Genomic DNA, 13,854 nt, shown 5'->3' with positions numbered 1-13,854 from the left:
CGGGTAGCGCTGGTTCGGCCGCGCTGTGGTCAGTCGCGCCGGATGAGGCCTGGGCCGGCGATGATGTCGATGTCGCCGTCGGCGATCTCGTGGCCGGCGGCGCAGCGGAGCACCGCGCGGATCGGTTCGCCGCAGTCGTGGTGGGTGGCGACGACGGACGGGCCGGTGTCGGTGGCGGCCCAGGTGTCGCCCCAGTTCCGCAGTGCGGTGATGACGGGCAGGAGGTCGCGGCCCTTGCGGGTGAGTTGGTACTCGTGGCGGGTGCGCTGCCCGGGCTCCCGGTAGGGGATTCGTTCGAGCAGTTCCGCGGCGACCATTTCCTTGAGGCGGGCGGCCATGGCGGGCTCGCCGACGCCGACCCGGCGGACGAAGTCGTCGAAGCGGCGTGTGCCGAGCAGGGCCTCGCGCATGATCAGGACCGTTGACCTGCTGCCCACGATGTCCATCGCCCGGGCTACCGAGCAGTTCTCGCTCGTCCAGGAATCGCGATCGTCTCGTAGGTCCTCCATGCCCACCAGCCTACCTGACTTGCATGAAGGCTAGCCAGGTGCTTAACTGGGTTGCGCTGACTTAAGCATACGCAAGTCAGACCCCAGCCTGAAGGATCTTCAGTGACCACCAGCGCCACGGCCCCGACTCCACCCGGAGCGACCCCACCCGGAGCGAGCCCGCCCGGGAAGATCCCACCGGGTCCGGCGGCACACGGGTCGGCCGCCTCTACCCGCGCGTCCTTGCGCGGCTCCCGCCCGGTGACCCTGATCGCCATGTGCCTGGGCGCGATGATCACGTTCCTGCAGATCACCGCGACGGTCTCCGCGTTGACCACGATCCAGCGGGACCTGCGGGTCGACCCCACCACTCTGGTCTGGATCCCCAGCGCCTACACCCTGATGGTGGCGAGCGTCGTGCTGTCCGCGGCCACCCTGGGCAGCCGCTACGGGCGTAAGCGCATGTTCGGTGCCGGGGTCGTCGCGATGATCGTCGGCGCAGCCGTCGTGGCTGAGGCTCCGACCGTCGGGTGGGTGATCGTCGGGCAGTTGGTCGCCGGCCTCGGCGGGGCGCTGATCCTGCCGAACAGCCTGGCGATCCTCGGTGCGACCTTCACCGATCCGCACCGACGGACCGAGGTCATCACCGCCTGGTCGGCGGCGTCCGGCATCGGCCTCGCGATCGGCCCACTCATCGCCGGCTTCCTGCTGCGGCACTACCAGTGGCACAGCGTCTACCTGTCGACGATCGCGCTGGGTCTGGTAACCCTCGTCGTCGCCATCGTCGGGGTGGTCGAGTCCCGGCCGAGCCCCGCCCGACTCGACGTGCCCGGCCTGCTGCTGGGTACCGTCGCCATCGCGGCCGCCGTCTACGCGCTGATCCAGGGCGGCAAGGTCGGCTACACCAACCCGGTGGTGTCGACGGCCTGGGTCGTCGCGGTCGTCGCACTTGTCGCGTTCGTGCTGGTCGAGCTGCGGACCAGTGCGCCGATGCTCGACGTGCGGCTGTTCCGGTCCGCGTCGTTCAGCGCCGTCATGGTCGTCGGCGCGGTGTCGCTGTTCGGCTTCACCGGCGTGGCGATTCTGCTGGTCCTCTTCCACGAACGTGCCCAGGCACTCAGCCCGCTGGACACCGGCTGGCGCATGCTGGTGCTCTTCGGCGCGTACGTGCTGGTCGCCTTCGGTGCCGGGCGCGCGATCCGCCGTACCGGATTCAAGGCGCCGTTGACCCTCGGCCTGGTCCTCGCTGCGGTGGCCAGCTTCGCGCTGGCCAACCAGGGGCCGACCACGTCGTTCGGTGACCGCTGGGCGCTGTTCGCGTTGTTCGGCGCGGCCAGCGGTCTGGTGGTGGCCCCGGCGACGGCGGCGGCGTTGGCCAGCGTCGCGCCCGCCCAGGCCGGTATGGCCTCCGGCGCGGTGAACGCCGCCCGCCAGGTCGGCTCGGTGCTCGGCTCGTCCCTGCTCGGCACGCTCCTCACCACCACGATGGTGGCCGACCTGCCGGGCCGGCTCGCCGCGCACCAGATCGACGAACCCACCCGTACCGCCGTGCGGGCGGCGGTGGCCTCCGGCGCCAACGGCAGCCAACCCCTGCCCGACCCGGTCCGGGCGGCGATCGCGGAGGCACTGACCGCCGGTGTCCAGGCCGGGCTGCGGGTCACCGGCATCGTCTTTCTCGTCACCGCGGTGCTGGCGCTCACCCTGATCCGCAACCGGCCGCACCAGCGCTGAGCCGCACGAACGCTAGGAGGCGAGCGCGTCCAGTTCCTCGATGGCGTCGGTCGGCAGTTTCAGATCGGCCGCCGCCATGTTCTCCCGCAGGTGCGCCAGGCTGGAGGTGCCGGGGATCAGCACGGTGGTGGGAGACCGCTGAAGCAGCCAGGCGAGGGCGACCTGCTGAGGTGAGGCGCCCAGTCGGGCGGCCACGCCGTCGAGCGTGTCGGACTGCAACGGCGTGAACCCGCCGAGCGGGAAGAACGCCGCGAACGCGATGTTCTCCGCCGCGCACCTGTCGACCACTGCGTCGTCCCGGCGGTTGGCGAGGTTGTAGAGGTTCTGCACGGTGACCACCGGCGCGATGGCCTGGGCCTCGTCGAGTTGGTCGAGCGTCACGTTGCTGAGCCCGAGGTGCCGGATCAGGCCCTCCTGCCGCAGCTCCGCCAAGGCGGCGAACTGCGCACCGAGCGGCGCGTCGCCGGTGCCCTCCGCCACACCCACCCGCAGGTTGACCACGTCGAGGACGTCCAGGCCGAGATGCTGGAGGTTCTCCCGTACCTGGGCCTTGAGGTCGTCCGGCTCCAGGGCCGGGATCCAGGAGCGGTCGGCGCCGCGGCGCGCGCCGACCTTGGTGACCAGGTGCAGACCCTGGGGGTACGGGTGAAGCGCCTCGCGGATCAGCTCGTTGACCACGACGGGCCCGTAGAAGTCGCTGGTGTCGATGTGTCGGACGCCCAGGTCGACGGCCTCGCGGAGCACGGCGAGCGCCTGCTCGCGGTCGCGGGGCGGGCCGAAGACACCCGGGCCGGCCAACTGCATCGCCCCGTAGCCCATCCGGCTCAGGGTGAGGCCGTCGGCGGGGGTGAGGGCACCGCCGGGAAGGTTCTCGCTCATCTCATCCTCTTGTCAGTAGTCGTGATGACATCCGTGGCCGAACGGATCCGGCCCTTCGACGACTGTCCGCCGGGAGTGGCTCGGGCGGCAGGGCGAGCTGTTCCTGGTAGTGACACAGCCAGTCACCGCGCCGCCCGGCGATCTACCGTCGGTGGCATGGACGCAACGAACCCGCTCGGCGACTTCCTGCGCGCCCGCCGGGAGCAGACCCGGCCCGAGGACGTCGGGCTCGGCCCGGGGGTGGGCCTGCGCCGGGTGCCGGGGCTGCGGCGCGAGGAGGTGGCGATGCTGGCCGGCATCAGCGCCGACTACTACCTCCGACTGGAGCAGGGGCGCGAGCGGCACCCCTCGGTGCAGGTCCTCGATGCCCTCGCCGGGGTGTTGCGGCTGGATCCGGAGGCGACCGCGTACATGATCGGGTTGAGCCGGGCGCGGTCGCGCCGGGCGGCCCGACCGGCCGCCGAGCGGGTGCCGGCCAGCATCCTGCACCTGCTGCGGCAGCTCTCCATGCCGGCCTTCGTGCAGAATCGCTACCTCGACATCCTGGCCTCGAACCCGATGGCGAGGGCGCTGTCGCCGAATCTGGCCCCGGGTGCCAACCGACTCCGCGCGGTGTTCCTGGACGAGGCCGAACGGGAGCTGTTCCGCGACTGGCGGCAGGCGATGCAGAGCGTGGTGGGGCAGATGCGTGCCGACTCGGGCGGGGCCACCGACGACCCACGGTTGACGGCGCTGGTGGGGGAGTTGTCCCTCAAGAGCGACTGCTTTCGGCAGTTGTGGGCGCGCCACGAGGTGCGTCGGCGGGAGGGCGTCGTCAGCCGGCTGCACCACCCCGAGGTGGGCGATCTCGACCTGTACTGCGACAAGCTCGCCGTGGCGGGCGCCGACGGGCAGCTGCTGGTGATCTACCACGCTGAGCCCGGTACGGAGTCCGCCCGCTCGTTGGCGCTGCTCGGCTCGATCGCCGCCAGCAGTGCGGACGACCTGCCGGACAGCCTCCGACCCGGCGACCCGGCCCGTCTCTATCCGCTGGAGTGAGCCGGTCATGGCCGCTGCGGGCCGCCTGCGTAGGGATGTGCTCGTAGCGACGGACTTGACGACAGATGTTTGTGAGTGCACACTTACAAACATGCGATCCACCGCTGAGGCACGCCGGGTCACCGTCCTGAACACCGCGGTGTCGGTGTTCGCGCGCGCCGGCTTCCATGCCACCCCGGTCACCGCCGTGGCCGCCGCCGCCGGCATCTCCGAGGCGTACGTCTTCCGACTCTTCTCCGGGAAGCTCGGCTTGTTCGTGGCGGCGGCCGGGGCGTGTTTCGACCGGATCGCTGACGCGATCGAGGCGGGTGCGGAGCGCGCCGTGGGTGGCAGCCCGGAGGAGATCCTCGACGCCATGGGTGGTGCCTACGCGGAGCTGATCGCCGATCGCGACCTGCTGCTCTTCCAGGTGCAGGCGCAGGCCGTCACGGACATCCCGGAGGTCGCCGAGGCGGTGCGGGCCGGCTATCGGCGGGTCGCGACCTTCGTGCAGAGTCGGGCTCGGGCCAGCGACGCGCAGGTGCAGCAGTTCTTCGCGTACGGCCAGTTGTGCCACCTCATCGTGACGGCCGGCCTGGAGGAGGTCCCTGAGCCCTGGGCTCGCGCCCTGACCGCCGGTATCCGCCACCCCTGACCGACCCCGATGCTGGGCCGCCTCGGCGGCCCAACCTTTTGACCAGACAAGTGTGTGAGTGCACACTTACAAACAAGGAGAATCCGATGACGACCACCGACACGACGATCACCGAAGTGGTACTGCCCGGCGTGGTGGAGCCTGACGGCCTCCTGCTGCACCGACGCGCGATGCCCGTCCCCGCCCGGGGGCAGGCGCTCGTCCAGGTGGAGGCCACCGGCATCTCGTTCGCCGAGCAGCAGATGCGCCACGCGCTCTACCCCGGCCAGCCGAAGTTTCCGTTCGTGCCCGGCTACGACCTGGTCGGCACGGTGCGGGCGGTCGGCCCCGGCGGCGACGACGCGCTGGTCGGCACCCGGGTGGCGGCGGTCACCAAGACCGGTGCCTGGGCCACGCACGCGCTTGCCGACATCGACGCCCTGGCCCCGGTGCCCGCGGGTCTGGACCCCGCCGCGGCCGAGACCGTCGTCGTCAACGGGGTGACCGCCTGGCAGATGCTGCGGGACGCCAACCTGACGGCCGGACAGACCATCCTCGTGCACGGCGCGAACGGCGGCGTCGGGAGCGTGCTCGTCCAACTCGGCCGACACCTCGGCCTGCGGGTCATCGGCACCGCCGCCGAACGGCACCACGCCGGGCTGCGCGAACTCGGCGTCGAACCGCTCGACTACCGCGACCCGGACATGGCCGCGCGGGTCCGCGAACTGTCGCCGGGCGGGGTCGACGCCGTCTTCGACCCGGTCGCCGGCCCGGGCGTACGCACGTCGTACGCCCTGCTCGCCCCCGGCGGCACGTTGGTCGTCTACGGCAACGCCGCCGCCGTCGGCACCGGGCAGTCGGTCGCGTGGGTCTTCGTGAAGCTGCTGGCCCGCCTCTACACCTGGAACGCGCTGCCCAACGGCCACCGGGCCGGCTTCTACAACTTCTGGGCCGGCCAGCTCACCCGGCGCGCCGCGTTCCGCCGTCGCCTGCGTACCGACCTCGGCATCGTGCTCGACCTGCTGCGGCAGGGAGTGATCGTGCCGCAGATCGCCGCCCGCTATCCGCTCAGCGAGGTTTCCGCGGCACTGGTGTTCGCCGAGAACCGCAGCCGGGCCGGCAAGGTGGTGCTGGAGCCCTGACCTCCGGCCCGCCCAGGGCGCTGGTGCGGCGGGCCGCCGGCGGCTCGGTCGTCACGACGCGCCCTGGGGCGTACGCCACTCGTGGACGCCGGGTGCGCGGCGGGCGAGGTAACCTCACGCTCGCACTACGTGCTCCTGCTACCGGGGAGGACAGGGGGAGGTGGAGCGTGGCCGACATCGGCGAGGTGGTCCGTTGGTTGCAGCTCAACGCGCCCCGGGGTGGCCCGGACGAGGTGTCGCAGTTGGTTGCCCGAGCGGCGCCCGAGATCGATGCCACCGAGATCGTGATCTATCTGGCCGACTACACGCAGACCCTCCTCGTTCCGCTGCTCGGCGCGGGTGTCTACCGGGACCCGCTGCCGATCGAGACGACGCTCGCCGGCCGGGCCTTCACCACCCTCGACATCCAGCGCGCGCCCGACAACCCGGACCGACTGTGGGTGCCACTGCTGCTCGGGTGTGAGCGGATGGGGGTACTGGAAATCGTCTCCCCGGCCGCTGCGGACGAGGCGTTGGACGCTCCGGCCTGGGAGGTGGCGGTCAACGTCGCCCAGATCCTGGTGAACCGCCGGCTCTACGGCGACGTGGTCGAGCGGATGCGGCGGCGGATGCCGATGCAGGTCGCTGCCGAGATCGTGTGGGGCCTGCTTCCGCCGCTGACCTTCGCCACCGACGACCTGGTGGTCACCGCCATCCTCGAACCGTGCTACGACGTCGGCGGCGACATCTTCGACTACGCGTTGAACGACGACGTGCTCAGCGTCGGGCTCTTCGACACCTGCGGGCACGGCATCAAGGCGAGCACCCTGGCCTCGCTGGTGGTCAGCGCGTACCGCAATGCCCGTCGGTGCGGCCTCGACCTGGTCGACACGGCGATCAGCATCGACCGGTGGGTGCGCTCCGAGCACCCGAACTTCTTCGCTACCGGGTTGCTCATCGAGTTGGACCGCCAGACCGGCCGGCTCAGCATGATCAACGCGGGGCATCCCGGTGCGATGTTGCTGCGTGACGGCAAGGCCGTTCGGGAACTACCCGGGCCGACCGTGTTGCCGCTCGGCCTGGGCCACATGTCACCCCGCCGACCGCTGGTGCACGTGGAGAATCTGCACCCTGGCGACCGCATCCTCGCCTACACCGACGGCATCACCGACGCCCGTAGCGCCGAGGGGGAGCAGTTCGGGCTGGACCGGCTCGTCGACTTCGTCAACCGTGCCCTGAACGACGGGTTGCCCAGCCCGGAGACGATGCGTCGCCTGGTCCGCGCGGTCGTCGGCTACCAGGATGACCAGCTTGAGGACGACGCGACGGCCCTCTTCGTGGAGTGGCGGCCACCGCACCTGCCGCTCGCGCACCTCCGCGACCTCGCCGCGCTCCGACCCTGACCCCTCGGGCTCAGTGGGATTTTGCACTCGCAGTGCACTTGTCTCCGATTGCAGGGCTGTCTAGCGTCACCTCATGGCTGACTCATGGACCTTCGCCGTGGCGCGTGACGACCTCGGGCAGACCACGCTCGTCGATGGCTCCACCCCTGTCCTGTCCGACGGCGAGGCGCTGCTGCGCGTGGACCGCGTCGGCCTCACCGCCAACAACGTGACCTACGCGGTGCTCGGCGACTCGATGCGGTACTGGCAGTTCTTCCCACCGGCGGCCCAGGGCCTCGGGCCGCAGTGGGGTCTGCCACCGCTCTGGGGCTTCGCCGAGGTGGTCGCCTCGGCGGTGGCCGGTGTCGAGGTGGGGCAACGGATATACGGCTACCTCCCGCCCGCCGGTCACCTCGTGGTGCGGCCGGACCGGGTGGACGCGTCCGGGTTCCGCGAGGCGAGCCCGCACCGGGCCGAGCTGCCGTCGCCGTACAACGCGTACCGGTCGACCACCGGCGACCCGGCGTACCAGCGCGACCAGGAGGACCTGCTGATCCTGTTCCGGCCGCTGTTCTTCACCTCGTTCATGCTGGCCGACCAGGTCGTCGACAACGACTTCTACGGTGCCGAGGCGCTGCTGGTGTCGTCGGCGTCGAGCAAGACCGCGTACGCCGCCGCGTTCGAGCTGCACCGGCGTGGGCCGCGCCTGGTCGGTCTCACCTCACCGGGCAACCTGGCGTTCACCCGGTCGCTCGGCTGCTACGACGAGGTCGTGTCGTACGACGACATCGACTCCCTCGACGTGGTCCCGAGCGTCTACCTCGACCTGTCCGGCGCGCCCTCGACCCGCGCCGCCCTGCGTCGACGTCTCGGCGACCGGCTCGTCCGGGACATCGCGGTCGGGCTCACCAACCAGACGCCGAACGCCGACGCCGCCGAGGAGGTGTTCTTCGCGCCGGTGCAGATGCGCAAGCGCAGCCACGACTGGGGCCGCGACGGGCTCGACCAGCGGTTCACCGAGGCGTGGCAACGCTTCGCCGCCGTCGTGAGCCGGTGGCTCGACGTTCGGGTGGGTGCCGGGCCGGCGGCCCTCCAGCACGCGTGGCTCGACGTCCTCGCCGGTCGTACGCCGCCACGGGTGGGCCACGTCGTCCAACTGTGAACCGGCTCAGGCGATGATGTCGTCGCTGAGCTGGTGACGCAGCGTGGCCAGTGAGCGGGTGATCAGCCGGGACACGTGCATCTGTGACACGCCGATCCGATCGGCGATCTGGGCCTGGGTCAGATTGCCGTGGAAGCGCAGGCTGAGGATCTGGCGCTCGCGTTCCGGCAGCGTCGCGAGCGCCGGGCCGAGGGCGACGCGGATCTCGACGAGGTCGATCTCGTGGTCGTCGTCGCCGAGGGTGTCGCCGAGTTCCCGGCTGCCGTCGGCTCCGATCGGGGTGGACAGCGACGTGGCCCGGTAGGCACGCGCACCCTCCAACCCTTCCAGGACGGTCTCCTCGGACACGTCGAGGTAGGAGGCGATGTCGGCCACCGTGGGCAGGCGGCCGAGGGTCTGGGTCAGGACGCCGTTGGCCGCGCTGATCGACAGGCGTAGCTCCTGTAGGCGGCGAGGCACCCGCACCGCCCAGGTGCGATCCCGGAAGTATCGCTTGATCTCGCCGATGATGGTGGGGATGGCGTACCCGCTGAAGTCGATTCCCCGGCTGTGGTCGAAGTTGTCGACGGCCTTGATGAGCCCCACCGAGGCGGTCTGGGCCAGGTCGTCGTCGGGGGCGCCGCGTCCGCTGTAGCGGCGCGCCAGGTGCCGGGCGAGCGGCAGCCACGCCTCGATGGTGCGCTCCCGCAGCGCCGGGCGCCGGGGGTCGTGCGGCGAGGTCGCCGCCAGGGCGGCGAGGAGGTCCTCCGGGCTCTGGTCGCTGTTGCGCTGGCCGACCCGGGTGCTCGTGGCGATGGGTGTGGCGTTCTCGACGATCGTGGACATGGGTGGTCCCTCCGGCGTTCGCCCGTCGATCGGATCGACCGGAAGGATCTCCGAACCGGCTTGTCGCCGGGGGCGCACCTGCGGGCAGGAGCGCGCTGTCGCAAGACCACGATCACGGGCCTGGCCACCGCGTCATGCCGTTCACGTGATGAAGCGACCCTACCCGAACGCCCGACTGATTACTAGCCGAAAGTATGAATCGTGGCAGGTCTAGGCCGTCCGGAGAGAAGGAGTTGCGCCCCAGCTCAGCCGCGCTGGGCGTTGGCGTCGACAGCAGCCGAGGCCGGCTGGGCGGGCTCCACCGCGAACGGGTGACGCAGTCGCCGCATGGCCTCCTCGCTGCTGTCGAAGGTCACCGCCGGTCCGTCCAGCACGTCATTGTGCGACGTGGCGAGGAACAGTGCGGGTCGACCGTTGTCGTTCGATGTCATGCAGGGATCCTGTCTCTACGAAAGGGGTGCGTCTGGGGCCTCGGCAACATCGGCCGTGCGACCTGGTGACGCTTCGGCGCACACGCTGGCGCCCGAATGCTGGTGTCCTGTTGCACGGGCGAGAGCCCGGCGACACCGACACCCCGCACCATACCCGCCGCCGCCGACACATATGCGCCGCCGACGGACCCGCCTCGCTTGTGGCGAACCGACCGCCCGGGAATTCTGTAATCCCACCCGCTGCCGCGAGTCTCCGATCTTGAGGGCGGTCAGCACAACCAGCGTGGGCGCCGCGCGGATGAGCACCAAAGGAGTGAGACCCATGTCGTCAGCCGGTCGAGCACTGCCCGATGTCGGGTTGGTCGTCGCGGCCCGGCAGGGCGACCAGCGCGCACTCGACGACGTCGTCGCGGCCTCGCTCCCGCTGGTCTACAACATCGTCGGGCGTGCGCTGCGCGGGCACGCCGACGTCGACGACGTCGTTCAGGAGACGTTGGTACGGGTGATCCGGTACCTGCCCGCGCTCAACGACCCGGCGGCATACCGGTCCTGGCTGGTGGCGATCACCATCCGCCAGGTGCGTGACTGGGAGACGCGCCGACGTGTCGCGCTCAACCGGGATGCCGGGCTGGACGCGATCCACAACGTGCCCGACCCCGCCTCCGACTTCGCGGGGATGACCATCCTCCGGCTCGGCCTCACTGACCAACGACGCGAGGTCGCCGAGGCGACCCGCTGGCTCGACCCGGACGACCAGGAACTGCTCTCGCTGTGGTGGCTGGAGGAGACCGGCGAGATCGACCGGAACGAGGTCGCCGACGCGCTCGGATTGTCGCCCGGGCACGTCGCGGTGCGGATCCACCGGATGAAGGAGCAGATCCACAGCGCCCGGGGCGTCGTACGCGCGCTTCGCGCCCGCCCCGGCTGCCCGGACCTGGGCGCCGTGACCGCCGAGTGGGACGGCACGCCCAGCTCGCTGTGGCGCAAGCGACTGGCTCGACACGTCCGTGACTGCGCGTTCTGCGGACGGCTGGGAACCACCCTCCTGCCGATCGATCGACTGCTCGCCGGCATGCCGTTGCTGCCGCTGCCGGCGGGTCTCGGCGCCCACCTGCCGAGCGCTGCCGCCCCCGCAGCCGCCGCGCAGGCAGTCCCGCCGCCCGGCCCGACTGCCGCACCCGCCGCCGGACCGACGGCACCCGGCACGGTGCCCACCGACGCGGGCGGCGGCCCGAGCGTCGTCGACCTCGCGGTGAACCGGCCCCGTGGCCTCGTGCCGTCCCTCGCCGCCGGGGTGGCCGCCGCCGTCCTGGCCATCACCATGGCGGTGGTGATCCAGCCGGACGACCCCTCCGCGCCCTCGTGGGCGGCGCCGCCGTCCGCCGCGCCCACCGCCGTCGCCACCCCGAGCGTCGCGCCCTCGCCGAGCGCACGCCCCTCGTCGAAGGCTCCGGTAGCGCCGGCGGTCAGTTCCGCCCGCAAGGGCGTCGGGGTGTGGAACTTCGCCGGGGCGAGTCAGGCGTTGGCGAGCTCCAAGGCCGGCTGGTACTACACCTGGGGCACCCAGCACCCGGGGATCAGCACGCCGCGCGGTGCGACATTCGTGCCGATGATCCGCAGCGCGGAGAACGTCACCGCCGCAGAGCTGGCCCGGGCCAGGGCCGCCGGGCCGTACCTGCTCACCTTCAACGAGCCGGACATGCCCGAGCAGGCGAACATGACCGTCGAGCAGGCGTTGGACCTGTGGCCGCAGCTGATGGCGACGGGCAGCAAACTGGGCAGCCCGGCGGTCGCCTGGGGTGGGCCGGACCCGCAGGGTTGGCTGGACAGGTTCATGACCGGGGCCCAGGCCCGCGGCCACCGGGTGGACTTCATCACGCTGCACTGGTTCGGCGCCGACTTCACGACCGCCGCAGCGGTGGCCCAACTCCGGCAGTATCTCCAGGCCGTCTACCAGCGGTACCGGAAGCCGATCTGGCTGACCGAGTTCGCGCTGATCCGCTTCGCCGGGGGCGGTTCGCAGTTCCCCGGTCAGCAGCAGCAGGCGGCCTTCCTCACCGCGGCCACCGCCATGCTCGGTCAACTCCCCTACCTGCAGCGCTACGCCTGGTTCGGGCTGCCCGCCACGGACAAGGACCGGTCCGGACTGTTCAGCGACGGGGCCGAGGCGACAGTTGTCGGCCGCGCGTTCCAAGCCGCCCGTTGAGCACCGACGAACGGATGGACGAGCAGATCATGGCGGAGCGCCGAGGCTTTCGCGTACGGGCCGGGCGGCTGATCGGCGTCGTCGCGACCCTGGTCGCCACGGCGGTGGCCGTCGGGCTCAGCCAGGGCTGGGGCCGCACCAACCCGGCACCAGCAGCGTCGACGGTGGCAGCGTCGTCGGCCGTTGCGGCACCGACCGCCCCGGTGGTGCTCAACGGCACCGATGACGCCTTCATCCAACTGCTGATCCCGATGAACGAGGGCGCGCTCGCGCTGATCGACCAGCTCGACACCCGCCCGGCGGACCCGTCGTTGCGGGCCCTCCTCGGCGAGGTCCGGAAGGCTCATCAGGCGGAATTGCGGGACCTGCGGGGGCTCCTGGCCGCGGGCAACGTGCCGGAGCTGAACATCCACGAGGGGCATCAGATGCCCGGCATGGTCACCCAGGCCAGCCTCGCCGAGCTACGTGCCGCATCCGACACGGAGGTGTCGTCCCGGGCGGCCGGTCTGATCCGGGCGCACCTCGCGCAGACAGTGGTGCTGTGCCGGGGCGAGCAGACCGCCGGGGGAAGCCCGGAGCTGAAGGCGCTCGCCGGCCGGATCCAACAGGCGCGGGCCGCCGAGCTGAACACGCTGGACAACCGGCCCGGCGCGCCCACCGCCGCACCGGGCGGCTGAGCATGCGGCCCGGAGGTCCGGCCGATGCGGACGTCTGACCTGTACGTCGACGTCCACCCACAGTCCCGGGCGTCCCGTCCCGCCCACCGTGCCGTCGCGTCGGACGCCGTCCGCCCGGTGCGGCGCGCGACGCACCGGACCCGCAGCGCGTCCCTGCCCGAGGCGGTCGCCCCGACGCCGGTCGCCGGCTGGCGCGGTGGCCACCGGCGCGCCGCCGGCCGGGCCACCATCGTTGCCTCGGTCCTGACGGTCAGCCTCGGGTGGCTGATTGCCATCCTGGTCGCGCCGCACGTCACCCTCTCTCCGGGTGCGCGGATGGTCGCCCTCTTCTGCCACCTGACCTGCCTGGTGGTGGGTTTCGGCGCGGTGCTGACGGTGGACTGGTTCAGCCTTCGCTGGCTGCTGCGCCGGGAACCGCTCGGCACCGTGCTGACCGCCGCCCGTGGCGCGCACCTGCTCATCTGGCTGGGTCTGGTGGGTCTGCTCGCCAGTGGGGCCGCCCTCGGACCGGACACGTCGTCCGGGCTGGTCTGGGTCAAGTTGCTCGCGGTGCTGGTGGTCGGCATCAACGGGCTGTTCCTCGGCCGGGTCCGGGATCGGCTCGTGGCGGTGCAGGGCCGCACACAGTGGTCCGCCCTGCTGCCCGGTGTCGCCGCCGCCACGGTCTCGCAGCTCGCCTGGTGGACCGCGACCCTCGTCGGCTTCTGGAACGCCAACGGCTGACGGCCGGTGGTCAGGCCGGCGTCGGGTGCCTCTCCGCGAACCGGGCGCGGGTCAGGAACGCGAGTTGAGCCCGCTTGTCCGGCATGTCGATCTCGGAGTCGAAGGTGAAGCCCTCGATCTCCAGTCGGCGCAGGGCGAGGTGGTTGCGGACGTCCGGCTCCACAACGATGCGCTGCGCGGCCGGGTCGCGGAACAGGAAGCGGGCGACGGCCGGGCCGGCCGCGTTGGTGAGGCTGCGGGCGAGGCGTCGGTCGGGGCTGAGCAGCAGGTGCATCCCCACGTCGCCGGGCTGGACGGAATAGCGCTCGCCGACCGGGTCCGCCTCGGGCTGATAGCTCTGGAAGAGGCCGACCGGCTCTCCGTCGACCGTGATCAGGTACGCGTGGTGCGTTGGCAGACTGTCCACAAAGGCGTAGATCTCGCGTACCTCGTCGAGGGTGTGCGAACCCATGCCCCAGAAGGAGTTGCGGGGCATGGTCACCCAACCGTGCAGGAGAGCGGCGTCCCGGTCCGGGTCGACTGTCACCAACGACAGCTCGCCGAGACCGGCGATCTTCTCCTGGTACGTCATCGGGCGC

14 protein-coding genes are annotated in these 13,854 nt (G+C 71.4%); 9 read left to right on the top strand and 5 right to left on the bottom strand.

The features are described 5' to 3' along the window. Nucleotides 1–29 precede the first annotated feature (29 nt). Nucleotides 30–509 (bottom strand): winged helix-turn-helix transcriptional regulator, encoded by a 480-nt coding sequence (locus ACGF3C_RS01405; protein ID WP_393217684.1) that lies wholly within the window; start codon nucleotides 507–509, stop codon nucleotides 30–32. 222 nt (nucleotides 510–731) lie between these two features. Here ACGF3C_RS01405 and ACGF3C_RS01400 point away from each other — a divergent pair, with 222 nt between their 5' ends. After that, nucleotides 732–2,219 (top strand): MFS transporter, encoded by a 1,488-nt coding sequence (locus ACGF3C_RS01400; protein ID WP_357221930.1) that lies wholly within the window; start codon nucleotides 732–734, stop codon nucleotides 2,217–2,219. A 12-nt stretch (nucleotides 2,220–2,231) separates the two neighbouring features. Here the strand turns inward: ACGF3C_RS01400 and ACGF3C_RS01395 are convergent, their stop codons facing one another. Next, nucleotides 2,232–3,098: an oxidoreductase gene (locus tag ACGF3C_RS01395; protein WP_393217681.1), complete on the bottom strand. Its 867-nt coding sequence runs from the start codon at nucleotides 3,096–3,098 to the stop codon at nucleotides 2,232–2,234. A gap of 156 nt (nucleotides 3,099–3,254) precedes the next feature. Here ACGF3C_RS01395 and ACGF3C_RS01390 point away from each other — a divergent pair, with 156 nt between their 5' ends. The 5 genes from ACGF3C_RS01390 to ACGF3C_RS01370 all read left to right on the top strand — a co-directional run bounded on the left by ACGF3C_RS01390 (nucleotide 3,255) and on the right by ACGF3C_RS01370 (nucleotide 8,414). Continuing rightward, nucleotides 3,255–4,136: a helix-turn-helix transcriptional regulator gene (locus ACGF3C_RS01390; protein ID WP_357221934.1), complete on the top strand. Its 882-nt coding sequence runs from the start codon at nucleotides 3,255–3,257 to the stop codon at nucleotides 4,134–4,136. A gap of 91 nt (nucleotides 4,137–4,227) precedes the next feature. Next, nucleotides 4,228–4,770: a TetR/AcrR family transcriptional regulator gene (locus ACGF3C_RS01385; RefSeq protein ID WP_393217678.1), complete on the top strand. Its 543-nt coding sequence runs from the start codon at nucleotides 4,228–4,230 to the stop codon at nucleotides 4,768–4,770. 86 nt (nucleotides 4,771–4,856) lie between these two features. Further along, entirely contained in the window at nucleotides 4,857–5,891 is a 1,035-nt protein-coding gene (locus tag ACGF3C_RS01380; RefSeq protein WP_357221938.1) for a medium chain dehydrogenase/reductase family protein, read from the top strand. Nucleotides 5,892–6,058: 167 nt separating this feature from the next. Further along, nucleotides 6,059–7,273: a PP2C family protein-serine/threonine phosphatase gene (locus tag ACGF3C_RS01375; RefSeq protein WP_393217675.1), complete on the top strand. Its 1,215-nt coding sequence runs from the start codon at nucleotides 6,059–6,061 to the stop codon at nucleotides 7,271–7,273. Nucleotides 7,274–7,346: 73 nt separating this feature from the next. Next, nucleotides 7,347–8,414: a DUF2855 family protein gene (locus ACGF3C_RS01370; protein WP_393217673.1), complete on the top strand. Its 1,068-nt coding sequence runs from the start codon at nucleotides 7,347–7,349 to the stop codon at nucleotides 8,412–8,414. Nucleotides 8,415–8,420: 6 nt separating this feature from the next. Here the strand turns inward: ACGF3C_RS01370 and ACGF3C_RS01365 are convergent, their stop codons facing one another. Both ACGF3C_RS01365 and ACGF3C_RS01360 read right to left on the bottom strand, forming a co-directional pair. After that, the gene (locus ACGF3C_RS01365; protein ID WP_357221944.1) at nucleotides 8,421–9,239 is read right to left on the bottom strand and encodes an RNA polymerase sigma factor SigF; all 819 of its coding nucleotides are present in this window, start codon (nucleotides 9,237–9,239) and stop codon (nucleotides 8,421–8,423) included. Between the two features lie 245 nt (nucleotides 9,240–9,484). Next, nucleotides 9,485–9,670 carry a hypothetical protein gene (locus ACGF3C_RS01360; RefSeq protein ID WP_393217671.1) on the bottom strand — a complete coding sequence of 62 codons (186 nt, stop codon included), beginning with the start codon at nucleotides 9,668–9,670 and terminating at the stop codon, nucleotides 9,485–9,487. Nucleotides 9,671–9,992: 322 nt separating this feature from the next. Between ACGF3C_RS01360 and ACGF3C_RS01355 the strand changes: the two genes are divergently transcribed. From ACGF3C_RS01355 to ACGF3C_RS01345, 3 genes are read left to right on the top strand one after another with little or no spacing between them, the layout of a single operon-like run. Beyond that, a complete protein-coding gene (locus ACGF3C_RS01355; protein WP_357221948.1) occupies nucleotides 9,993–11,876 on the top strand; it encodes a sigma-70 family RNA polymerase sigma factor in 1,884 nt (627 codons plus the stop codon). A 14-nt stretch (nucleotides 11,877–11,890) separates the two neighbouring features. Further along, nucleotides 11,891–12,553 carry a DUF305 domain-containing protein gene (locus tag ACGF3C_RS01350; RefSeq protein ID WP_393217669.1) on the top strand — a complete coding sequence of 221 codons (663 nt, stop codon included), beginning with the start codon at nucleotides 11,891–11,893 and terminating at the stop codon, nucleotides 12,551–12,553. A gap of 24 nt (nucleotides 12,554–12,577) precedes the next feature. After that, a complete protein-coding gene (locus tag ACGF3C_RS01345; RefSeq protein WP_393217667.1) occupies nucleotides 12,578–13,276 on the top strand; it encodes a hypothetical protein in 699 nt (232 codons plus the stop codon). A gap of 10 nt (nucleotides 13,277–13,286) precedes the next feature. Here the strand turns inward: ACGF3C_RS01345 and ACGF3C_RS01340 are convergent, their stop codons facing one another. Further along, nucleotides 13,287–13,847 carry a GNAT family N-acetyltransferase gene (locus ACGF3C_RS01340; protein WP_357221954.1) on the bottom strand — a complete coding sequence of 187 codons (561 nt, stop codon included), beginning with the start codon at nucleotides 13,845–13,847 and terminating at the stop codon, nucleotides 13,287–13,289. Between the last annotated feature and the right edge of the window lie 7 nt (nucleotides 13,848–13,854).

Origin of the sequence: Micromonospora sp. NPDC047762, from assembly GCF_043204655.1 — a bacterium.
GTDB lineage: Bacteria > Actinomycetota > Actinomycetes > Mycobacteriales > Micromonosporaceae > Micromonospora.
Note: the sequence above shows the minus strand (reverse complement) of the source record. Positions and strands in the feature narration are given on the sequence as shown.